Annotated in this window: 14 protein-coding genes; 4 read left to right on the top strand and 10 right to left on the bottom strand. The window is 74.6% G+C overall.

Translation table 11 applies throughout. From position 1 onward, the window contains the following. Positions 1–82: 82 nt before the first annotated feature. Positions 83–1,672: an MFS transporter gene (locus tag ACIWVC_RS09320; protein ID WP_396448198.1), complete on the top strand. Its 1,590-nt coding sequence runs from the start codon at positions 83–85 to the stop codon at positions 1,670–1,672. Between the two features lie 9 nt (positions 1,673–1,681). Here ACIWVC_RS09320 and dpgD read toward each other — a convergent pair whose 3' ends face one another. The 10 genes from dpgD to ACIWVC_RS09270 all read right to left on the bottom strand — a co-directional run bounded on the left by dpgD (position 1,682) and on the right by ACIWVC_RS09270 (position 13,647). Beyond that, on the bottom strand, positions 1,682–2,467 hold the full coding sequence (dpgD, locus tag ACIWVC_RS09315) for an enoyl-CoA-hydratase DpgD (RefSeq protein WP_396454009.1): 786 nt from the start codon (positions 2,465–2,467) through the stop codon (positions 1,682–1,684). Next, positions 2,457–4,259 (bottom strand): biotin carboxylase N-terminal domain-containing protein, encoded by a 1,803-nt coding sequence (locus ACIWVC_RS09310; RefSeq protein WP_396448212.1) that lies wholly within the window; start codon positions 4,257–4,259, stop codon positions 2,457–2,459. Before ACIWVC_RS09310 ends, dpgD begins: the two co-directional genes overlap by 11 nt. A gap of 67 nt (positions 4,260–4,326) precedes the next feature. After that, complete coding sequence (locus tag ACIWVC_RS09305) at positions 4,327–4,545, bottom strand: acyl-CoA carboxylase epsilon subunit (protein ID WP_396448199.1); 219 nt, start codon at positions 4,543–4,545, stop codon at positions 4,327–4,329. Next, on the bottom strand, positions 4,542–6,167 hold the full coding sequence (locus tag ACIWVC_RS09300; protein WP_396453989.1) for an acyl-CoA carboxylase subunit beta: 1,626 nt from the start codon (positions 6,165–6,167) through the stop codon (positions 4,542–4,544). Before ACIWVC_RS09300 ends, ACIWVC_RS09305 begins: the two co-directional genes overlap by 4 nt. 30 nt (positions 6,168–6,197) lie before the next feature. Further along, positions 6,198–7,658, bottom strand: a complete 1,461-nt coding sequence (locus ACIWVC_RS09295; RefSeq protein ID WP_396448201.1) for an aldehyde dehydrogenase family protein — start codon at positions 7,656–7,658, stop codon at positions 6,198–6,200. A 2-nt stretch (positions 7,659–7,660) separates the two neighbouring features. After that, the gene (locus ACIWVC_RS09290; RefSeq protein WP_396448202.1) at positions 7,661–9,322 is read right to left on the bottom strand and encodes a thiamine pyrophosphate-binding protein; all 1,662 of its coding nucleotides are present in this window, start codon (positions 9,320–9,322) and stop codon (positions 7,661–7,663) included. Then, positions 9,319–10,641: a (3,5-dihydroxyphenyl)acetyl-CoA 1,2-dioxygenase DpgC gene (gene dpgC, locus ACIWVC_RS09285; RefSeq protein ID WP_396448203.1), complete on the bottom strand. Its 1,323-nt coding sequence runs from the start codon at positions 10,639–10,641 to the stop codon at positions 9,319–9,321. The genes ACIWVC_RS09290 and dpgC overlap by 4 nt, the downstream gene beginning before the upstream one ends. Next, complete coding sequence (dpgB, locus tag ACIWVC_RS09280; protein ID WP_396448204.1) at positions 10,638–11,330, bottom strand: enoyl-CoA-hydratase DpgB; 693 nt, start codon at positions 11,328–11,330, stop codon at positions 10,638–10,640. Before dpgB ends, dpgC begins: the two co-directional genes overlap by 4 nt. 74 nt (positions 11,331–11,404) lie before the next feature. Further along, on the bottom strand, positions 11,405–12,616 hold the full coding sequence (gene dpgA, locus ACIWVC_RS09275; protein ID WP_396453988.1) for a 3,5-dihydroxyphenylacetyl-CoA synthase DpgA: 1,212 nt from the start codon (positions 12,614–12,616) through the stop codon (positions 11,405–11,407). 248 nt (positions 12,617–12,864) lie between these two features. Beyond that, positions 12,865–13,647, bottom strand: a complete 783-nt coding sequence (locus ACIWVC_RS09270; RefSeq protein ID WP_396448206.1) for a thioesterase II family protein — start codon at positions 13,645–13,647, stop codon at positions 12,865–12,867. A 1,070-nt stretch (positions 13,648–14,717) separates the two neighbouring features. On the opposite strand from ACIWVC_RS09270, the gene ACIWVC_RS09265 reads away from it, so the two are divergent. The 3 genes from ACIWVC_RS09265 to ACIWVC_RS09255 form a co-directional block, all read left to right on the top strand. Next, positions 14,718–17,534 (top strand): ATP-binding protein, encoded by a 2,817-nt coding sequence (locus ACIWVC_RS09265; RefSeq protein WP_396448207.1) that lies wholly within the window; start codon positions 14,718–14,720, stop codon positions 17,532–17,534. Next, a complete protein-coding gene (locus tag ACIWVC_RS09260; RefSeq protein WP_396448208.1) occupies positions 17,534–18,388 on the top strand; it encodes a metallophosphoesterase family protein in 855 nt (284 codons plus the stop codon). The genes ACIWVC_RS09265 and ACIWVC_RS09260 overlap by 1 nt, the downstream gene beginning before the upstream one ends. 243 nt (positions 18,389–18,631) lie before the next feature. After that, the coding region (locus ACIWVC_RS09255) for a beta-ketoacyl synthase N-terminal-like domain-containing protein (protein WP_396453986.1) at positions 18,632–22,391 on the top strand (3,760 nt) is incomplete at its 3' end.

Genomic DNA, 22,391 nt, shown 5'->3' with positions numbered 1-22,391 from the left:
TCGGCCCCCACCAGCCCCACCAGCCCCACCGAGCCGCCGGGCCGCGCCCGCGGCCGGCCAGTGAAAGGCGGATCCCGGCACCATGGACTCGATCTCGACCGCGCAGAAGTGGGGGACGCTGGCGATCGCCCTGATCGGCGGCCTCATCCTCGCCATCGACATGACCGCGCTGAACCTCGCGATCCCCCGGCTGGTCACCGACCTGCGCCCGTCCGCCACCGAGGTCCTGTGGATCGGCGACGGCTACGGGTTCGCGCTCGCCGCGCTGCTGATCACCATGGGCTGGATCGGCGACCGGATCGGCCGCAGGCGGTTGCTCCTCATCGGGGTCGCCGCGTTCGCCGGCACCTCGCTGCTGACCGCGTACGCGCCGAGCACCGAGCTGCTGATCACGGCCCGGGTGCTGCTCGGCGTCGCGGGCGCGTGCTTCATGCCGCCCGCGCTCGGGCTCATCCGCAACGTCTTCCGGAGCCCGCAGGAGCGCACGATGGCGATCGGCGCGTTCTCCGGCGTCAGCGCGCTCGGCGCGGGCCTCGGCCCGCTCGTCGGCGGTGCGCTGCTGGACCACTTCTGGTGGGGCTCGGTCTTCCTCTGCAACGTGCCGATCATGCTGGTGATGCTGGTCGCGGGCCTGGTGCTGCTGCCGGAGTCGCGCAACCCGGACTCCGGGACGCTCGACTTCCCCAGCGTCGTGCTGTCCGCCGCCGGAGTGGTCGGCTGCATCTACGCGATCAAGGAGATCGCCGCCCACGGGCCGGACGGGACGCGCGCGGCGATCGGGCTCGCCGGGCTGGCGCTGCTCCTGGTGTTCCTCCGCCGGCAGACCAGGCTGGCCGACCCGCTGATCGACATCCGGTTGTTCCGGATCCGGGCGTACTCCGGCTCCATCGTGGTCAACATGATCGCGATGTTCTCGCTGGTCGGCCAGGCCCTGGTGTTCGCCCAGTTCTGGCAGCTGGTGCTCGGCTGGTCGCCGTGGCAGGCGGGCCTCGCCGGGCTGCCGGGCGCCGTCGGCGGGATGATCGGCGGCGCGGCGCTCGCGCCGGCGCTGCTCAACGCGGCGGGCCGCGCCCGGGCGATGGCGGCCGGGCTGGGCATCGGCGCCGCCGCGTTCGCGGCCGCGGCCGTCGTGCTGCACGAGGACCTCGACTACCTGCCGGTCCTCCCGGTGATCCTGGGCACCGGGCTCGGCATGTCGGTCGCGCTCGCCATCACCTCCGACACGCTCCTCGCGACGGTGCCCAAGACCCGGGCCGGTTCGGCGTCCGCGGTCTCCGAGACGGCCTCCGAGCTCGGCGGCGCGCTCGGGCTGGCGCTGCTCGGCTCCGTGGTCAACGCGGTGTACCGGGCCCGGATCTCGGTTCCGTCCGGCATCACCGGGCACCCGGCCGCGCAGGTCCGCGACTCGCTGCCGGGAGCGGTCGAGGCGGCCGCCGCGCTGCCCGCCGACCTGGCCGGGGAGGCGCTCGCCGCGGCCCGCTCGGCGTTCGTGACCGCCATGCACGCCGAGCTGTACTGCAGCGTCGCGCTCGCCCTCGCCGGCGCGGTCATCGCGGTGGCGACCCTCGGCTCGGTGCCCAAGGTCATCCCGGACGAGCCCGGGGCGCCGGACGCGGAAGGGCCGGACGCGGAGGGGATCGAGCCGGGGAGCGCCGTCACCGACGCGGTGTGACGGCGGCGGTCAGCGCCCCAGCCAGCGCGGCGGGCGCTTCTCCGCGAACGCGCGCGGGCCCTCGACCGCGTCCGCGCTGTGCATCCGCCGCTCCTCCCAGACGTACCGGGTGGCGAAGGCCCGCTCCAGCGGCAGCGTGGCGGACGTCTGCGCCGCCTCCTTGATCGCGCGCACCGACAGCGGCGCGCAGCTCAGCACGTCGGTGACCCAGGCGTCCACGCACTCGTCCAGCCGGCCGGCCGGCACGACGTCGTTCACCAGGCCGTACTCCAGTGCCTGCCGGGCGGGCAGCCGGCGGCCGGTGATGAGCAGGCCCATCGCCGTCCGGTACGGGAGCTGCCGGGTGAGCCGGAAGACGCCGCCGGCGCCGGGGATGAGGCCGAGCCGCGCCTCGGGCAGCCCGAACTCGGCGTGCTCGGCGGCGATGACGAGGTCGCAGGCCAGCGCGAGCTCGAAGCCGCCGCCGAGCGCGTAGCCGTTGACCCGCGCGATGACCGGCTTGGCGAGCGAGAACCGCTCGGTGAGCCGCGGCCAGCCCGGCTTGCCGCGGCTGCCGAAGGTCGACGGCCGCGCGGTGCCCTCGGCGTCCCGGGCCGCGACCTCCTTGAGGTCCTGCCCGACGCTGAACGCCCGGTCGCCCGCGCCGGTGAGCACGGCGACCCACATCTCGTCGTCGGCCTCGAAGTCGTCCCAGATCCCGGCCAGCTCCTCGTGCATGGCGAGGTCCATGGCGTTGAGGACCTCCGGCCGGTCGAGGGTCACGTAGGCGGCGTGCCCGCGCTTCTCATACCGCACTGGCAACGCCGGCTCCCTCCCTGATGGCGCAGACGGCGAAACCCGTCCCGATGGACGCCCCGACCTCGACGGCCAGGCCGCTGACGGTGCCGGTCCGGTGCGCGGTGACGGGCTGCTCCATCTTCATCGCCTCCAGGACCAGCACCAGGTCGCCCTCCTGGACGAGGTCGCCGTCGCGGACGGCGACCTTCACGACCGTGCCCTGCATCGGCGCGACGAGCGTCTCGCCGGCCCCGGCGGCCTTCGCGGCGTCCCGCCGTTTCGGCCTGGCCGCGGGCGGGCCGGGCGGAGTCGCCGCGCGCAGCCCGAGCCCGGACGGCACGCGGACCTCCAGGCGCCGCCCGCCCACCTCCACCACGACCGTCTCCCGCGGCGGGGCGGCCGCATCGGCGCCCGGCTCCCCGGCGTGCGGCTCCCCGGTGTACGGGGGGACGGCGCCGGCGAACTCGGTCTCGATCCAGCGGGTGTGGACGGTGAAGGGGCCCGCCGAGCCGGTCAGCTCGGGGGCGAACGCCGGGTCGGCGACCACGGCCCGGTGGAAGGGCAGCACGGTGGGCAGGCCGCCGACCTCGAACTCGGCCAGCGCGCGGGCCGCGCGCCGCAGCGTCTGCTCGCGGGTGGCGCCGGTGACGATCAGCTTGGCGAGCAGGGAGTCCCACGCGGGCCCGATCACGCTGCCGCTCTCCACCCCGGAGTCCAGCCGCACGCCCGGACCGGACGGCGGGGCGAAGGACGCCACGGTGCCTGGCGCGGGCAGGAAGTTGCGCCCGGGGTCCTCCGCGTTGATCCGGAACTCCAGGGAGTGCCCGCGCACCGCCGGGTCGCCGTACCCGATCTCCTCGCCGGCGGCGATGCGCAGCTGCTCCAGGACGAGGTCGATCCCGGTCACCTCCTCGGTGACCGGATGCTCCACCTGGAGCCGGGTGTTGACCTCCAGGAACGAGATCGTCCCGTCCGTGCCCACCAGGAACTCCACCGTGCCCGCGCCGACGTACCCCGCCTCGCGCAGGATCGCCTTCGACGCGTCCCGCAGCCGCCGGTCCTGCTCCGCCGTCAGGAACGGGGCCGGCGCCTCCTCGACCAGCTTCTGGTGGCGCCGCTGGAGGGAGCAGTCGCGGGTGGAGACGACGACCACGTTCCCGTGCGCGTCGGCCAGGCACTGGGTCTCCACGTGCCGGGGCCGGTCGAGGTAGCGCTCCACGAAGCACTCGCCCCGGCCGAAGGCGGCGACGGCCTCCCGGACCGCGGACTCGAACAGCTCGGGCACCTCGTCCATCGTCCGCGCCACCTTCAGGCCGCGCCCGCCGCCGCCGAACGCGGCCTTGATCGCGATGGGCGGCCCGTGCCGCTCGGCGAACGCCAGCACCTCGGCGGCGTCGCCCACCGGGCCCGGGGTGCCCTCGACCAGCGGGGCGCCGACCCGCTCGGCGATGCGCCGGGCGGCGACCTTGTCGCCCAGGTCGCGGATCGCCCGCGGCGGCGGCCCGATCCAGACCAGGCCCGCGTCCAGGACGGCCTGGGCGAACCCGGCGTCCTCGGAGAGGAAGCCGTAGCCCGGGTGGACCGCGTCGGCCCCGGAGTCGGCGGCGGCCCGCAGGACCTTCGCGGTGTCCAGATAGCTCGCCGCGGGCGTGTCCCCGCCGAGCGCGAACGCCTCGTCGGCCGCCCGGACGTGGACGGCGTCCCGGTCCGCGTCGGCGTACACGGCGATGCTCGCGATCCCGGCGTCACGGCAGGCCCGGATCACCCGGACCGCTATCTCGCCGCGGTTGGCGACGAGGACCCTCTGCAGCGCCACCGCAGCCTCCTCTCTTCGGTGCTTGCGTCGAATCTCCTGTGCCGCCGGCCGGACGGCCGGTTCAGAACGGCGGCCGCCACGCGGGGTGCGGGCGGGCCGCCCACGAGCAGGCGGGGACCGGGATCCGCGCCGCGGCCCACCGGCTGCGCGCGGCGGCGGGCCGGGCCGCGGGCTCCGGGGCCGCGAGCGCCGCGGCGAGCACGACGGTGAGCGCGGCCACCTCGTACGGATCGGGATCTCCCCGGACGATGCGGATCGCCGGTGCGTCGGGCGGGTTCACTGCGGCTGGTTCCCGTGCTTGCGGCTCGGCAGCGCGGCGCTCTTGGCGCCGAGCATGGCGAGCGCCTCGACGAGCCTGGCCCGGGTCTCGCCCGGCTCGATGACGTCGTCCACGAGCCCGCGCTCGGCGGCGTAGTAGGGGTGCATGAGCTGCTCCCGGTACTGCGCGACGCGGAGCCGCCGCACCCGGTCGGGGTCGTCCGCGGCGGCGATCTCCCGCCGGAAGATGACGTTGGCGGCGCCCTCCGCGCCCATCACGGCGATCTCGTTGGCCGGCCACGCGAACGACAGGTCCGCGCCGATCGACCGGGAGTCCATGACGATGTAGGCGCCGCCGTACGCCTTGCGCAGGATCACCTGGATGCGCGGCACGGTCGCGTTGCAGTACGCGTACAGCAGCTTCGCGCCGTGCCGGATGATCCCGCCGTGCTCCTGGTCGACCCCGGGCAGGAAGCCCGGCACGTCCACGAGGGTGACCAGCGGGATGTTGAACGCGTCGCACATCGCGACGAACCGGGCGCCCTTCTCGGACGCCTCGATGTCCAGCACCCCGGCGAGCCGGGCGGGCTGGTTGGCGACGATCCCGGTCACCTGGCCGCCGAGCCGCGCCAGCCCGCAGATCAGGTTCTCCGCCCACCGCTCGTGCACCTCGGTGAAGTCCCCGTCGTCCACGATCTCCTCGATGACCTCCCGCATGTCGTAGGACTGGCGCGAGTCGGCGGGGACCAGGTCGAGGAGCCGGTCGGTGGGCCGGTCGGCGGGGTCGGCCGGGGGCAGCGCGGGAGGCTGCTCGCGGTTGTTCGCGGGCAGCAGCGACAGCAGGTAGCGGACCTCCTCCAGGCACTCGGCCTCGTCGTCGTGGACGAAGGCCGCGACCCCTGAGGTCGTGGCGTGCACGTCGGCGCCGCCGAGGGCGTCGTGGGTGATGGTCTCGCCGGTGACGCTCTGGATCACGTCGGGGCCGGTGATGAACATCTGCGAGGTGTCGCGGACCATGAAGACGAAGTCGGTGAGCGCGGGCGAGTAGGCCGCGCCCCCGGCGCAGGGGCCGAGCATGACGCTGATCTGCGGGATGACCCCGGAGTTGCGGACGTTGCGCTGGAAGATCCCGCCGTATCCGGCGAGCGCGGAGACGCCCTCCTGGATCCGGGCGCCGGCGCCGTCGCACAGCCCGACGACGGGCGCGCCCGCGGCGGCCGCCAGGTCCATCAGCTTGTGGATCTTCTCGGCGTGGGCCTCGCCGAGCGCCCCGCCGAAGATCCGGAAGTCGTGCGCGTAGACGAAGACCCTGCGCCCGTGCACCGGCCCCCAGCCCGTCACGACGCCGTCGGTGTAGGGCCGCCGGTCCTCCAGGCCGAAGCCGCTCGCCCGGTGCCGGCGCAGCCCGTCGATCTCGGTGAACTCGCCGTCGTCGAACAGCAGCGCGATGCGCTCCCGGACGGTCAGCTTGCCCCGCGCGCGCTGCTGCTCGGTGGCCTTCTCGCTCGGGCCGCGGCGCGCCTGCCGCCGCCGCTCCCGCAGCGCCTCGACGGCGGCCCGCGCGTCCGGCTCCGGCCCCGCCGGGACCCACTCCCCGGCGGCCAGTTCGGCGGCGAACGAGGGATCCTCCTGGACGGTCGTCATCTCATCACCTTCGAAAGCTCTCGGATCGGGTCAGATCGCGGGGGGCGCCGGCTCGTCTCGGGTCGTGACCCAGCGCCATTCGGTGAACTCGTCCCAGTGGTGCAGCGCGCCGTGCCTGCTTCCGTTGCCGGACGCGCCGAGCCCGCCGAAGGGGACGTACGCGTCGTCCTCGATGATCGGGTCGTTGATGTGCACCATCCCCGCGCGGAGCCGCCCGGCCAGCGCCTCGGCCCGCTCGGGCGCGCCGGTGACGATCGCGGCGACCAGCCCGTGCTCGCCCTCGTTCGCGAGGTCGACGGCCTCCGCGGCGTCCCGGGCCCGGACGATCGGCGCGACCGGGCCGAAGATCTCCTCCCGGAACGCCGGCATCTCGGGCGTCACCCCGTCCAGGACGGTCGGCAGGTAGCACAGGTCCCGGTAGGTCCCGCCGGCCAGCACCCGCGCCCCGCGCGCCACCGACTCGGTGACGATGCGGTCGACCCGCTTGAGCTGGCCTGCGTCGATGAGCGGGCCGAGCCGCACGTCCTCCCGCCACGGGTCGCCGACGGTGAGCTCGGCCGCGCGCAGCGCCAGGAGCCCGGCGTAGGAGTCGGCCACCTCGCCGAGCACGATGTGCCGGCCCGCGGACATGCACACCTGGCCCTGGTGGAAGAACGAGCCGAACGCGCCGATCCCCGCCGCCGCCGGAAGGTCGGCGTCGGCCAGCACCAGCAGCGCGTTGTTCCCGCCGAGCTCCAGCGAGACGCGCTTGAGCGCGCGCCCGGCCCGCTCGCCGATCTCCCGGCCGACGGCGGTGGACCCGGTGAACGCGATCATCGCGACGGCCGGGTCGTCGACGAGCGCGGCGCCGGCGTCGGCCGCGCCCGGCAGGACGTGCAGCACGCCGTCCGGCAGCCCCGCCTCCTCGAACAGCCGGGCGATGAGGAGCCCGCCGCAGACGGCGGTGCGCGGGTCGGGCTTGAGCACGACCGCGTTGCCGAGCGCCAGGGCGGGCGCGACCGCGCGCATCGCCAGCACCAGCGGCACGTTCCACGGGCTGATCACGCCGACCACGCCGACCGGCGCCCGGTGCGCGACGCTCCGCCGGCCCGGCGACGGCGGCAGCAGGTGGCCCGGCGGCTGGCCGGGCAGCCCCGCCGCCACGTGCAGCTCGTCGGTCACGGACTCGATCTCGAACTCGGCCTTGCCGCGGGTGGAGCCGCTCTCCCGGACCAGCCACTCGGCGAACTCGTCCCGGTGGGCCTGCAGCAGGGCCGCGGCGGTGCGCATGACCCGGATCCGGTCCCGGTGCCCGGCCGCCGCCCACGCCGGCTGCGCGGCCGCGGCGAGGTCCGCGGCGCGGCGGACGTCGGCGGGGCCGGCGAGCCCGACCGTGCCGAGGACCCGGCCGGTGGCCGGTTCGACGGCCTCGGCGGCGCCTCCGCCGGGCCGCCGCCAGCCGCCGGAGCTGACCGTCCCGTCGGGGGCGCCGGAGCGCAGCAGTCTCGTCATGGTCACTCCTCCGGGTCGGTCCGGTCGTCATGGCCGGTGATCGGGACCTCCACCAGCCGGGGCCCCTGGGCGGCGGCGGCCTTCGCGACCGCCTCCGCGAGCTCGGTGAGCGAGCCGGCCCGCTGGGCCGCGATCCCGAACGTCCGCGCGGCCGCCAGGAAGTCGACCCGCGGCGGCGCGAGGTCCAGGCACGCCTGGGCGGCGGTCCGCCCCGGCTCCGGCCCGCCCCGGGAGTCGAGGGTGTCCTTGAGCGTGCGGTACTCGCCGTTGTTCATCACCACGAACGTCACGGGGACGTCCAGCCTGGCGGCGCTCCACAGGCCCTGCAGGCCGAACAGCGCGCAGCCGTCGCCGAGGACCGCGACGACCGGGCGCCCCGGCGCCCCGAGCGCCGAGCCGACGGCCGCGCCGATCCCGTGGCCGAGGCCGCCGCCGACCGTGTGGACGTACGACCCGGGCGCCCTGAGCCGCAGCGCCTCGCGCAGCAGGATGCCGGAGGTGATCGCCTCCTCCACGACGACGGCGTCGCCGGGCAGCGCGCCGGCGATCGCGCGGACGGCCGCGGCCGGGTCCAGCCGGCCGCCCGCCGGGGGCTCGGCGGCCGGCGCGTCCCGGAGCGCGGCCCGCTCGGCCGCCTCCTCGCGCCGCCGCCGGGCCGCGGCCCGGTCGGGGCGCAGCCCCGCGGCGAGCGCGGCGAGGCTGGGCCGGATCGCGCCGGCCACGCCGACGTCGGCCGGGAAGTTCCGGCCGATCTCCGCCGGGTCGCTGTCGAGCTGGACGACGGCGGTGCCGTCCGGGATGGGCGCGGCCGGCGTGTAGTGGTGCGGCGTGAAGGCGTGGCACCCGGCGATCAGCACCGCGTCGTGCCCGGACAGCGCCCGCCGCACGGCCTCGTTGCTGGGGCCGAGCATCCCGGCGTGCAGCGGGTGGCCGAAGGGGAAGTCCAGCCCGTCGTGGAGGGGCTGGTGGTAGACGGTGGCGCCGAGCGCCTCGGCGACGATGACCAGCTCGGCCACCGCGCCCTCCCGGCCGACCCCGTCGCCCGCCACGATCGCGGGCGCGGCGGCCGCGGACAGCGCCTCCGCCGCCCGGCGCAGGCTGCGGGGGTCGGCCGGGCCGGGCGTCCCGACGTCGCCGCGCTCCGGCACGGGGACCGGGGTCCGCTCGGCGAGCAGGTCCATCGGGACGGACAGGAAGACCGGCCCGGCGGGCGCGCGGCGCGCCGCGGCGAACGCCCTGCGGAGCAGGACGGGCAGATCGTGGCCGTGCTGGACGTCGTGCGACTCCTTCACGGCCGGCCGGGCGAGCGCGGCCAGGTCGGCGGAGAGCATCGGGTCCTGGACCAGGTGCCGCCGGTCCTGCTGGCCGGCGAGGACGACCAGCGGCGTGCGCGACCGGCGGGCGTTCAGCAGCCCGACGAGGCCGTTGGCGGTCCCGCCCCCGGCGTGCAGGCTGGCGACCGCCGTGCGGCCGGTGGCCCGGGCGTACCCGTCGGCCATCGCGACGACCGACGCCTCCTGCACGCCGAGCACGTACTCGATCCCGGGGTCGCCGGCCAGCGCCTCCAGCAGCGGCAGCTCGGTCGTCCCCGGGTTGCCGAACACCCGGTCCACACCCTCCTCGCGGAGGATGTGGAGCAGTGCCTCGACCGGCGTGCGCATCATGACGAGCGGCCCGCCCGCCGTCCGACCTTGGAGATCACGTCCTCGCCGTACAGGCGCAGCGACTGCTCGAGCGCGAACTCCGCCATGTACCTGCGGAACGCGTCGAACGACTCCTCGGTGGCGTGCAGGATGCGGCGGTTCGCCAGGACGGCGGGGGAGTCGAGGCGGCGCAGCGCCGCGGCCAGGGCCGCGTCCATGTCCTCGGCGGGAACGACCTCGTCGAACACCAGCCGCCCCTCCGGGCTGGAGGCCCAGATCTTGCTGCCGGAGAGCAGCACCTGCCGGGTGAGCCGGGCGCCGGTGTGCCGCCCCAGCCGGAAGTTGCCCGCGCCGGGGACGATGCCCTCCTGCGCGGCGGGCAGGCTGAAGTAGGCGTCGGACGCGGCGAGGACGTGGTCGAAGACGAGCACCAGCTGCGCGCCGCCCCCGATGGCGAACGCGTCGACGGCGGCCGCCCAGGGCTTGTTCGTGAACCGGTGCGGCCAGCGGGCCGGCCCCGGCGGCAGCAGCCCGCGGTAGATCTTGTGGATGTAGCCGAGCTCCCGGCCCATCAGGAAGCCGGTGAAGGAGAGCCGGCCCTCGTGCAGGTGCTTGAGGTTGATCCCGGCGCTGAACACCCGGCGCCCCGCGTACCGCGGGTGCGTCATCACCCCGCCGCGCAGCGCCGCCACCCGGGTGCGCGGGTCGAGCAGGACCAGGTCGACCGCGGTCTCCATGTCCGCGATGAGCTCGTTGTCCTCGGCGTTGAGGCAGTGCTCGTTGAGGACCGTGAGCTGCGTCGCGCCGTTGTCGCGCTCCACCCGGACCGCCCCGAGTTCGACGAGCCCGCTCGCGGTGAAGCCGTCGGCCAGCTCCAGCGCGCGCGGCGTCGGCATGAGCATGCTCTCCATGAGGTGCGTGCCCGCGGCGGGGGAGCCGAGCACGGCGGACAGGAAAACGCCCTGGTCGATCTCGTGGCCCTCCTTCGCGCCCTGCGTCAGCTCGGCCTCCGCGGCCAGCTGCTCGCGGGTCGGCACCAGGCCGGGGAACCGCTCCGCGGCGGCCAGCGCCAGCTCGGTGACCCGCGGGCGGCGGCGCCCGTGGTCGGTGAGCTCCGCGTACACGGCCTCGACGTGTTCGGCGAGGAACGCGGAGCGCGCCCGCCTGGCGGCGACTTTGGCGTCCTCGGCCCGCGCCTCCTGGTCCGGGTCCCGGAGCGGCTTCGGGGGCAGCTCGGCGAGCGCCTTCTCGGCGGCCGCGGCGAGGCCGGCCAGCCGCTCCGCGTCGGCGGCGAGCTCACCCGTCCAGGCGGGTGCGGTGATCTCCTCGGTGCCGGTCATCGGTCCTCCTCGTCCTCATCGGCCCGGCTCTGCCGCAGCGTCCGGTCGACGGCGGACAGGTGGACGCCGAGCGCCTCCTCGTGGCTGCTGACGGCGGCTTCGAGCAGCAGCCTGCGCCGCACGGCCACCTCGGTGCCGGTGAGCTCGGCGGCCCGCGCCGCCGCGGCGGCGACCGAGACGGCCGGGTCGTCGGTCACCTCGTCGAGCAGCCCGAGCGCCAGGGCCTCCGGCGCGTCCAGGCGGCGGCCGAACAGCGCCATCCGCCGGGCGGTCGCCAGGCCGACCTGCTGCACCAGCCGGTGCAGCGCCATGCCGGGCCAGAGCAGCCCCTCGGTGCGGGCCAGGCTCAGCCGGACGTCCGGCGCGCCGATCCGGTAATCGGTGGCCAGCAGCAGGTCCAGCGACTCGCCCGAGCACTCGCCGGACACCACCGTGATGGTGGGGACGCCGAGCCGCTCCAGGCGGCGCACCGCGCGCTCCCACTTGTTGACGAGGCCGACGTCCACCTCCTCCGCCCACCCGCCGAGCGGCGCGGAGCCGGGTCCCGGGCCGACCAGTTCGAGCATGACCGGGCGCGGCGGCGCGGCCTCCTCCGCCCGGTCGCACAGCTCGCCGATCTCGGCGACGACGTCGGCGGCCGAATGGTACGGAACGTCCAGTTGAAGACGCAGGCAGATCACATCGTCCACCGGACTCGGACAATCGTCGGTTGCCATTTCGTTCCTCATTTCTTCGGCTTATCGGCTGGCCGGCCCGCGGTCGTTCAGCAGCGGACCAGCGCGGTCTCGATCGTCGATCCCGGGCCCATGGTCATGAACACGGCATGGTCGCCGGGACGCACCACGCCCTCGTTCCGCAGCCGTTGGTAAGAGAAGAGGAAGGAGCCGCTCGACAGGTTTCCGAAATCGCGGAGAACTTCGTTTGTATGGCGCACGTCGTGCGCGGTGAGACCCAGATTGACCCGGACGGAGTCGATGACCTTCTTACCGCCCGAATGAACGATCCAATGCGCTATGCGGGAACGGGCGATGCCATTCTTGTTCAGCAGTCTTCCGACCGCCTCCTCGGCGTGCGCGCCGATGACATAGGGTACTTCCCGGTCCAGGAAGAAACTGAACCTGCCCGCGTCGTCGTCCCAGTCGAAGCGCATCGCGTCGATGGCGTCGGGAATCAGGTGGCTGGAGAAGTCCAGCAGTTCCGGCAGGCCGGCCCCGGTGCCGTCCGGCCCCTCCCCGGCGCGGACCGCCAGCGCCGCCGCCCCGTCGCCGAAGAGGCTGTTGACCACGGACGTGCGCATCGTGCCGTCGAAGACGTAGGCGGCCGAGCACGCCTCGGTGCACAGCAGCACGGCGAGCTCGCCGGGGTGCGCGGCGGCCCATCCGGCGACGGCGGTGAGCCCGTTGAGCCCCGCGTTGCAGCCCATCCCGACCACGTCCAGCCGGGCGCAGTCGGGGTCGATGCCCAGCTCGCGGATCAGCAGCGCGCTGAACCCGGGCGTCAGGAACCCGGTGGAGGAGACGCACACCAGGTAGCGGATGGCGGCGGGCTCGGCGCCGGCGTCCTTCAGGCACTCGCTGAGCGCGCGGCCGCCCATGTCCAGCCCCTGCGCGCGGTGCTTGGCCAGCAGCTGCCCCTGGGTCTCCGGGCGCCGGACGCCCTCCGGCCCCTCGGGCGGAAGCGTCAGATAGCGCCGCTCGATGGCGCTGTTCAGAAAGACCGAGCGGATCTTCGGATCCGTTATCCGGAATTCTTCGAGCAGTTCTTCCTGCGTATACGAGTTGTCCGGAACGGCCGTGCCGACGCCCAGGATCCGCGGCCGGGGGGCGGCCGGCCCGATGGTGTGCGCCGCCGCCCCCGCGGGATGATGGGATGTGCTCTCGGCCGTATGGCGCCCGGCCGCCGTTAGACGCGCCATCTGACTTCTCCGATTTCCCGAAGGATCATGTTCTCCCGGTGTGGATGTGAGCCATGTCACGGGAGTACGATGACCACCCCTGATCTCTGAGCGGCACCATAACGACCCCTTGCGGGAAATGGGTATCCGGGATTCACAGGTCGCCGGGGTCGCGCCCGTAGGGGTGCTTAGGGGGTTGCGTCCCGGTGTCTCAATGCGGATCCGCGCGGATGTTTGCGCACCAGCCCGCCGCGACCTGGGAACCGTGGAGAAATTGCCGAAGACTTTCGTGCGGGCCGAGCCGCGCGGGGGACGCGGGAATCGGGGGCTCAGGACTGCCCGTCGTGCGCCGCCATCGAGTAGGGGAGCATGATGTCGGTCAGCACGTTGAGCACCTCGGGCATGCACTCGTCGAGGAAGAAGTGGCCGCCCGCGAAGATGCGGAGGTCGAACCCGGCGGCCGTGTGCCCCTGCCAGGCGCGCGCCTCGTCGATGGTGGTGCGCGGGTCGTGGTCACCGACGAGGGCGGTGATCGGGCACACGACCGTCGCGTTCGGCTCGGGCCGGTAGGTCTCCACCGCCCGGTAGTCCGCCCGCAGGGCGGGCAGGATCATCTCGAACAGCTCGGGGTCCTGCAGGAACACCGGATCGGTCCCGCTGAGGAGGCGCATCTCGGCCGCCACCCCCGAGTCCGGCATCCGGTGGACGGCCTCCGCCCGCGAGGTGGAGGGCGCCCGGCGGCCGGACGCGACGAGCATCTCGGGGCAGCGGAAGCCGCGCCTCCGCAGGTCCAGCGCGACCTCGAACGCGACGAGGGCGCCCATGCTGTGCCCGAAGAGGACGTACGGCCGGTCGAGCCGGCCGGCCAGCACCCCGGCCAGCGAGCCCGCGAGGGCGCGCACGTCGGTGCAGGCGGGCTCCCGCCTGCGCTCCTGGCGCCCCGGGTACTGCGCGGCCCAGACCTCCACCCAGTCCGGCAGCGCGGCGGAGAGCCGGAAGTATCCGCTCGCCGATCCCCCCGCGTGCGGGAAGCACACCAGGCGGACGTCGCTGCGGGTGCGGTCGTGGAAGGACTTGAACCATTTCTCGAAGCCACTCGATGATCCGGTCACAAGGCGACCCCCTCTGAACAGGTTTTATGTGGAGAACGGTACTTGACTTGACCTGAAGACAGAACCCCCTGTGAAGTGACGCGTCGACCCCTTGGTGAAACTTGCAACCCCGGCTCCGAACCCTATTCGACGGCTTCCGGGCGGCTTGCCGGGGCCGTCTCCGAGAGTGCGTCGCCGACGACCGCAGGTGATCGTGCAGACCAGCCCGCGGTGCGGACTCGGTGCAATTTGGACCCGGTGCAATTTGGACTCGGTGCAATTCTCACCGAATCGGGGTACGGCCGGACCGGCCCGGAGCCGCGCGCTCAGGCGCCGGCTCGGGCGTCCGGCCTGGAACGCTCCAACAGCCCGCCGGGGCGCCTCGCGGAACCGTCGGCGCCGCCGCCTGCGGATCCTTCGCCCGGCGCCCGCCCGGACCGGGGCCGCCGACCGGATGATCAGTAGGGAAGAGCCCGATCAATGGATTCGCTACTTTCCGTGCATTACTGCTTGCATTCCGTTCGCACAACTCGGTCTCTTGACACGATCAGGTGCCCTGGATACATTTTGAACGCTGATTCGCTGAATCCATGGTCGATGAACCGAGAGTCGGCTTTGGCTCCCGAGGCATGGCGCGCTCACCGCCGCGGCCCCGCGGCGGGGGTGGGCGCGCCGTGTGAACACCGGTGCCGCGTACGGCCCTGAACACCGCCGCGCCCGGCGCCGGATATCTATTTAATATTCAATCGAGGCCCCCCGGTCGCGATGCGGACCGTAGCACGTTGTGCTCGGATTGTGTATCCGCTGCAAGAGGTTCCCGTCAGTCATTAGAGCCGATTGAGAATCAGAAAGGCGTTGCGCGGGTTCTGCGGCGCGAAAGCGGCGGTCGTGCGCGTTCGGCGGCGGCGCGGCGGTCGCACTCTTTACTCCCGGCTTGTTCGCTCACTCGCGATGGATATTCTCTTGATTTCTGTCCAAGGACCGCTTACTTTGCCACTTGGCGGAGATCAGAGTTCGCTTTGTTCTCCGCTTCCGCGCAACCCTAATCGGGGGTCCGTCCACGGCGGGACCAACCGTCCGGTGCAAGGGGGATGGCCATCGTCGGTGTCCGCGTCTCGGGGTGCGCGCAGGCCTGGTCACGGGGAAGGACGGTCGAGACGTTGCTGATCGAACGAGAAGCCCAGGTAGCTGAGCTCTGTGCGGCGTTCCGGAGCGACGATCCGCCGCTCGGATTCCTGGGGTTGATCACCGGGGGGATCGGGTGCGGCAAGACCGAGCTGCTGGAGGAGGTCGCCCGGCGCGCCCGGGACGCGGGCGTGCGGGTGATCAGCGCGACGTGCTCCGCGGTGGAGCAGTCGCTGCCGTACGCCATGATCGACCAGCTGTTCCGCGATCTGGCGCTGGCCGGCGAGTTACCGCTGATGCCGGCGTCGCTGCGCCCGGCCCGCGACGACACGGTGCCCGCTCCCGACCTGCTGCGCTTCTACCACGAGGTGCTGGCCGCGATCGAGGCCGACGGGCCGGTGCTGCTGGCCGTCGACGACATCCACCACGCCGACGAGGCGTCGCTGCACTGCCTCCTCTATCTCTACCGGCGCTTCCGGGGCTCACCCGTCACGGTGATCGTCACCCACGGCTCCCAGTTCGGCATCAACGACAACACCCCGCTCGGCGAGCTGGTCTTCGAGCCGCGCATCCACCGCGTCACCGTGGGGTCGCTCGGCCGGGCGGGCGTCGGCGAGCTGATCCGGTCGCACCGGGCCGGTGAGCGCCGCGACGTCGCCGAGGTCCTCGCGCTCACCGGCGGCAACCCGCTGCTGGCCAAGGCGCTGCTCCAGGACCCGTGCCCGGTCAAGGGCGCCAAGTCGGTCGGCGACTCGTTCCTGTTCGCGGCGGTCGCCTGCATCCATCGCAGCGGCACCGCGGGGCTGCGCACCGCGCGGGCCATGGCGGTGCTCGGCGGCAACGTGTCGGTCGAGCTGCTCAGCGGCCTCACCGGCCTGGAGCCGCGTGTCACGAGCCGGCTCATCCAGGCGCTCACCGACACCGGCATCGTGTCCGCCCGCGGCTTCCACCACCCGCAGGTCCGCGCCGCCGTCCTCGACGACCTGCCCTCCGACGAGGCCGCGCGGCTCCACCACCGGGCGGCCGTGCTGCTGCACGAGGAGGGCGCCCCCAACCTGGTCCTGGCCCAGCACGTGCTCGCCGCGGGCGGGCTCAGCGAGCCCTGGACCACCCAGGTGCTCATCGAGGCGGGCCACGAGGCGCTGCGGACCGACCAGGTCTCGATGGCCCTGAAGTGCCTGCGGGCCGCCGAGGAGCACACGGCGGACGAGCAGGAGCGGCTGGTCATCAACACCGAGCTGGCGACCTCCGCGTGGCGCGTCAAGCCGGAGGTCGCGGCGCGCAAGCTCAGCGCGCTCGCCGAGCCCATCGGCCAGGGCAGGCTGCCCGCCGGCCGGCTGCTGACCCTGGTGCCCCGGATGCTCTGGCACGGCCTGGAGCAGGAGGCCGTCGCCGCGCTGGAGTCCATCGGGGGCTCCGACCTCGCCGACCCCGCGCTGCGCTCGGCCCACGACGCGGCGCTGCTGTGGATCCGGGGCACCTACCCGGGCGCGGCGGACCGGATCGGCGGGCTGCCCGAACGCGGTCCGGCGCCGCCCCCGGCCGCACCGTCCGCCGCCGACCGTTCGGGGTACGGCGCGCTGTGGGCGCTGGCCGCCGTCGTCCGCGGGGACGAGGAGGAGGCGGCCGTCGCCACGGCCGAGCAGGTGCTCCAGCGGGTGCGCATCGGCGACGAGACGCTCGACATGCTGACCGCCGCCATCTCCGCGCTGCTGTACGCGGACCGGCTCGATCTCGCGGACTCCTGGTGCGAGCGCCTGGAGGCCGAGGCGGCCGAGCGCGAGGCGCCGACCTGGCGGGCGATGCTGTGCGCGCTGCGCGGCCTGGTGACGCTCCGCCGCGGCGACCTGCCCGCCGCGTCCCGGCTGTCCGAGGAGGCGCTGCAGCTGACCTCGCCGCTCGGCTGGGGCGTCGGCATCGGGCTGCCGCTCGCCACCGGGATCGACGCGGCCGTCAGCATGGGCGACCACCGGGGGGCGGAGAAGCTCGTCCTGCAGCCCGTCCCGGAGCATCTGTTCGAGACCCGGTTCGGCCTGCACTACCTGATCGGCCGGGGCCGGTACTACCTGGCGCAGGGGCATCTGCACGCGGCCCTCGCCGACTTCCTCAGCTGCGGTGAGCGGACCCGGTCCTGGGGGACCGACGCCCCGGGGCTGGTGACGTGGCGGGTCGCGGCGGCGGAGACCTGGCTGCGGATGAACCATCCGGAGCGGGCGGTCGAGCTCATCGAGGAGCAGCTCGCGGCGACCGGTCCCGGCCACTCCGGCGTGCGCGGCGCGGCGCTGCGGATCCAGGCGATGACCGAACCGGCCGGGCGGCGGCAGGAACTGCTCGCGGAGGCGCTGGAACTGCTGCAGGCGAGCGGCAACCGGTACGAGATGGCGCTGGTCCTCGCCGACCTGAGCACCCTGCACCGCGGCCTCGGCGACCCCGCGCGGGCCAGGATCTACGCCCGCCGCGCCTGGCGGATCGCCAAGGACTGCGGCGCCGCGGCGCTGTGCCGGTCGCTGTTCCCCTCGGCCAACGACCGCATGATCGCCTCGTCCGGCGGCGGCGACCAGGACCTGGCCGCGGTGATCGGCACGCTGACCGAGGCGGAGCGGCGGGTCGGCACGCTCGCGGCGCAGGGCCACTCCAACCGCGACATCGCCGAGCAGCTGTTCATCACGGTGAGCACCGTCGAGCAGCACCTGACCCGGGTCTACCGGAAGCTGGACGTCCGCCACCGCCAGGACCTGCCCTCCAGCCTGGCCTTCGCCGAACCGGACAGGAACACCGCCTGATGGGCGCGGCGCCCGGCCGGCTCCTCGCGGTCAGCGACCTGCACGCCGGGATGGCCGACAACCGGCCCATCGTGGAGTCCCTCCGGCCGGAGTCCGACGCGGACTGGCTCATCGTGGCGGGCGACGTGGCGGAGCTGAGCGACGACGTGGGCTGGGCGCTGCGGCTGCTGGCGGGCCGGTTCGCGCGGGTGATCTGGACGCCCGGGAACCACGAGCTGTGGACCCCGCGCGAGGACCCGGTCCGGCTGCGCGGCGAGGCCCGCTACCGGTTCCTGGTCGACCTGTGCCGGGACCTGGGCGTCACGACGCCCGAGGACCCGTTCCCGGTCTGGACGGGGCCCGGCGGGCCGGTCCAGATCGCGCCCGTCCTGACGCTGTACGACTACTCGTTCCGGCGGCCGCGGTCGATCGGCAAGAAGGAGTCGCTGCGGCTGGCCTACGAGGACGGGGTCGTCTGCACCGACGAGTTCCTCCTGCACCCCGACCCCTACCCGTCGATCGAGGACTGGTGCGCGGCGCGGGTCGCCGAGACCGAACGGCGGCTCGCGGCGCGGGACCCCGCCGTCCCGCTGGTGATCGCCGGGCACTGGCCGCTGCTGCCCGGCCCCACCGAGGCGCTGTGGCGGCCGCGGTTCGCCCAGTGGTGCGGCACGGAGCTGACCGCCCGCTGGCACGTCCGCTTCCGCCCGGAGGCCGTGGTGTACGGCCACCTCCACATCCCGCGCACGAGCTGGTACGACGGCGTGCGGTTCGAGGAGGTGTCGATCGGCTACCCGCGCGAGTGGCGGCGCCGCGGGCACCCCCTCGGGCTGCTGCGGCAGGTGCTGCCCGCCGCCGGGGCGAGGATCGCGTGAACGGGGGTCCCCGCACCGGGTCCGGCGCCCCGCGCGGCGCCGCCCTCGGGGGTCCGGACGCGGTTCCGGGGCCGGGCATAGGGGAGCTAAGGGGTGCGGTTCTGGGGGTCGGCGCAGCCCTCTGATTAGGGGTTTCGTGCGTGCGCCGCCGTCCCTGAGACTGCGATTCACGGTCGCTTCCCAAGACAGCTCTGACCGTTTCTCGGATCGGTGGACCCGGACCCGGCGGGAGTGGTGACGCACGTGCGCGGTGAACTGGTACGGCCGCTGGCTGAGCTCCTGTGCTCCCACGCGCGGAGCCGCGGCGGCAAGGTCGCCTACCGCGACCACCGGCGCTCGGTCACCTACGCCGAGCTCGAACGGACCACCGCGCGGCTGGCCGGGCACCTGGCGAGCCTCGGGGTGGAGCGCGCCGACCGGGTGGTCATCTGCCTCGGCAACAGCGTGGAGGTCCCGGAGAGCTACCTGGCCGTGCTGCGGGCCGCCGCGGTCGCGATCCCCGTCGACCCGCACGGCTCGCCGGACGAGCTGGCGCACATCCTGCGGGACAGCGGCGCCACCGCGGTCATCACGGACCGCCCCCGGGCCGGCCGGCTCGCGGAGGTGCTGGAGCGCCGCGGCGCGGCGGGGACCCCGCTGATCGTCGCCGGCGACCCCGCCGCGGAGCTCGACTACGCCGCCCTCGCCGCCGCCGAGCCGCCGGTCCCGGCCCGCGACGACCTCGGGCTGGACGACATCGCCTGGTCGCTCTACACCTCGGGCACCACCGGCGAGCCCAAGGGGGTGCTGGCGACCCAGCGCAACGCCCTCTGGTCGGTCGCGGCGTGCTACGCGCCGCAGCTCGGCCTCTCCGCGGACGAGCTGCTGCTGTGGCCCCTGCCGCTGTACCACAGCCTCGCGCACGTCCTGTGCGTGGTCGGGGTGACCGCCACCGGCGCCACGGCCCGCATCCTCCCCGGGTACTCGGCGGACGACGTGCTCAACGCGATCCGGGACGAGCCGTTCACCATGCTCGCGGGCGTGCCCGCCATGTACCACGAGCTGCTGGAGGCCGCGGCGGGCGGGCTGGACGCCCCGGCGCTCCGCTCCTGCCTCGTCACCGGCGCGGTGACCACCCCCGAGCTGCGGCGCGCGTTCGAAGAGACCTTCGGCATCGCCCTCCTCGACAGCTACGGCAGCACCGAGACCTCCGGCGCGATCACGATGACCTCGCCAGGCGGGGCGCCGCCCGGCAGCTGCGGCCTGCCGGTGCCGGGGCTCGCGGTCCGCCTGGTCGACCCCGAGACGCGGCGGGACGTCGTCGCGCCGGGCGCCGAGGGGGAGGTCTGGGTCAGCGGGCCCAACGTCATGGCCGGCTACCACGGCCGCCCGGACGCGACCGCCGAGGCGCTCCAGGACGGCTGGTACCGGACCGGCGACCTGGCCCGCCGGGACGAGCTCGGCTTCCTCACCATCACCGGCCGGCTCAAGGAACTGATCATCCGCGGCGGCGAGAACGTCCATCCCGGCGAGATCGAGCGGGTGCTGCTCGGCGCGCCGGGGGTGGCCGACGCGATCGTCGCCGGGCGGCCTGACGACCGGCTGGGCGAGGTCCCCGTCGCCTACGTCGTGCCCGCGCCCGGCGGCGGCCCGGACCCCCGGGCGCTGCTCGACCTGTGCCGCGAGCGGCTCGCCCCGCACAAGGTGCCCGCCGAGATCCGCGCCGTCGACGCGGTCCCCCGGACCGGCTCCGGCAAGCCGATGCGGCGCGCCGCGGCCGGGCTGGCGTCCACGCCGCTGATCTCCGACGCGGAGGCGCCGGCCGTCCCCGGCGACGCGCGGGACGCGGAGGACCTGCCCGAGGCGCGCGCGGAGCTGCTCGCCGGCCTGGTGCGGCTGCCCGCCTACGGCGACCGGCTGGCCGCCCTGTCGGATCTCGTGCGGACCGCCACCGCGGAGGTCAAGGGCCTGGCCGGTCCCGAGGCGGTCGACCCCGGGCGCGACTTCAGGTCGCTCGGCCTCGGCTCCAAGGCGGCGGTCCGGCTGCGCGGCCGGCTGGCCGCCGGCACCGGCCTGGACCTCCCGGTCACCATCGCCTTCGACCATCCCACGCCGGCCGAGCTCGCCGCGGAGCTGCTGTACCGGCTCACCGGCGAGCGCGACGAGGCGAAGGCGCGCGGGCGGCGCCGCCCGCGGACCTGGTCCGCCGAGCCGGTGGCGATCGTCGGGATGGCGTGCCGGTATCCCGGCGATGTCCGGTCGCCGGAGGACCTGTGGCGCCTGGTGGAGAGCTCGGCCGACGCGGTGGGGCCGTTCCCCGCCGACCGGGGCTGGGATCTCGACGCCCTGTACGACGACGACCCGGAGACGCCGGGCACCTCCTACGTGCGCGAGGGCGGGTTCCTGCACGACGCGGGCGACTTCGACGCGGAGTTCTTCGGCGTCTCCCCGCGCGAGGCGCTGGCGATGGACCCGCAGCAGCGGCTGCTGCTGGAGACCTCGTGGGAGGCGATCGAACGCGCCGGCGTCGACCCGGCCGCGCTGCGCGGTTCGCGGACCGGAGTGTTCGCCGGAGTCATGTTCCACGACTACGCCGCCGGGGCCGGGCGCCCGCCCGCGGAGCTGGAGGGCTACCTCGGCACCGGGAGCGCGGGGAGCGTGGCGTCCGGCCGGATCTCCTACGTGTTCGGGTTCGAGGGGCCGGCCGTGACGGTGGACACGGCGTGCTCGTCGTCGCTGGTGGCGCTGCACCTCGCGGCCCAGGCGCTGCGGTCCGGCGAGTGCGACCTGGCCCTCGCGGGCGGGGTGGCGGTCATGGCCACCCCCTCGGCGTTCGTGGAGTTCAGCAGGCAGCGCGGGCTGTCGCGGGACGGGCGGTGCCGGGCGTTCGCGGCGGCGGCGGACGGGACGGGCTGGTCCGAGGGCGCCGGCGTGCTGCTGCTGGAGCGGCTCGGCGACGCCCGGCGGCTCGGCCACCGGGTGCTCGCGGTGGTCCGCGGCACCGCGGTGAACCAGGACGGCGCGAGCAACGGCCTCACCGCGCCGAGCGGCCCGGCGCAGCGCCGCGTCATCGGGCAGGCGCTGGAGCAGGCGGGGCTGACCGGGCGGGACGTCGACGCCGTCGAGGCGCACGGGACGGGCACCGCGCTGGGCGACCCGATCGAGGCGCAGGCGGTCATCGCCGCGTACGGGCGGGACCGCGACCCCGCCAGCCCGCTCTACCTGGGGTCGCTGAAGTCGAACATCGGCCACGCGCAGGCCGCGGCCGGGGTCGGCGGCGTGATCAAGATGGTGGAGGCGATGCGCCGCGGCGTGCTGCCCGCGACGCTGCACATCGACGAGCCGTCGCCGCACGTGGACTGGTCGGCGGGCGCGGTCGAACTGCTCACCGCGAAGCGGCCGTGGCCGCCGGCGGACCGCCCGCGGCGGGCCGCCGTGTCGTCGTTCGGGGTCAGCGGGACGAACGCGCACGTGATCCTGGAGGGCGTTCCGGCCGAGGACGAGGCCCGCCCGGACGCCGCCGCGCCGCTCGTGCCGTGGCCGGTGTCCGGGAAGTCGGCGTCCGCCGTGGACGCGATGGCCGAGCGGGTCCGCGAGTTCGCGGCGGAGGCGCCGGACGTGCCGGGCGTGGACATCGGGATGACCCTGGCGTCGCGGACGGTGTTCGGGCACCGCGCCGTCCTGCTCGGGGAACGGCGGATTAGCGGGACGGCCGGACCCGGCGAGCCGGCGGTCCTGTTCACCGGGCAGGGCAGCCAGCGCCCGGGGATGGGCCGCGAGCTGTACGAGACCTTCCCGGTGTTCGCCCAAGCCTTCGACGAGGTCGAAGACCTGACCGGTCTGCCGCTGCGGGAGTCGGTGTTCTCCGACAACCCGGACGGCTCGTTGGATCAGACCGGTGTCGCGCAGGTGGCGATCTTCGCGGTCGAGGTGGCGCTGTGGCGGCTGGTGGACTGGCTGGGCGTGCGCCCCGCCTACGTCAGCGGCCACTCGGTCGGCCAGATCGCGGCGGCGCACGCGGCCG

Origin of the sequence: Actinomadura sp. (genome assembly GCF_044508335.1) — a bacterium.
GTDB lineage: Bacteria > Actinomycetota > Actinomycetes > Streptosporangiales > Streptosporangiaceae > Spirillospora.
This window is presented reverse-complemented; position numbering and strand designations above follow the sequence as displayed.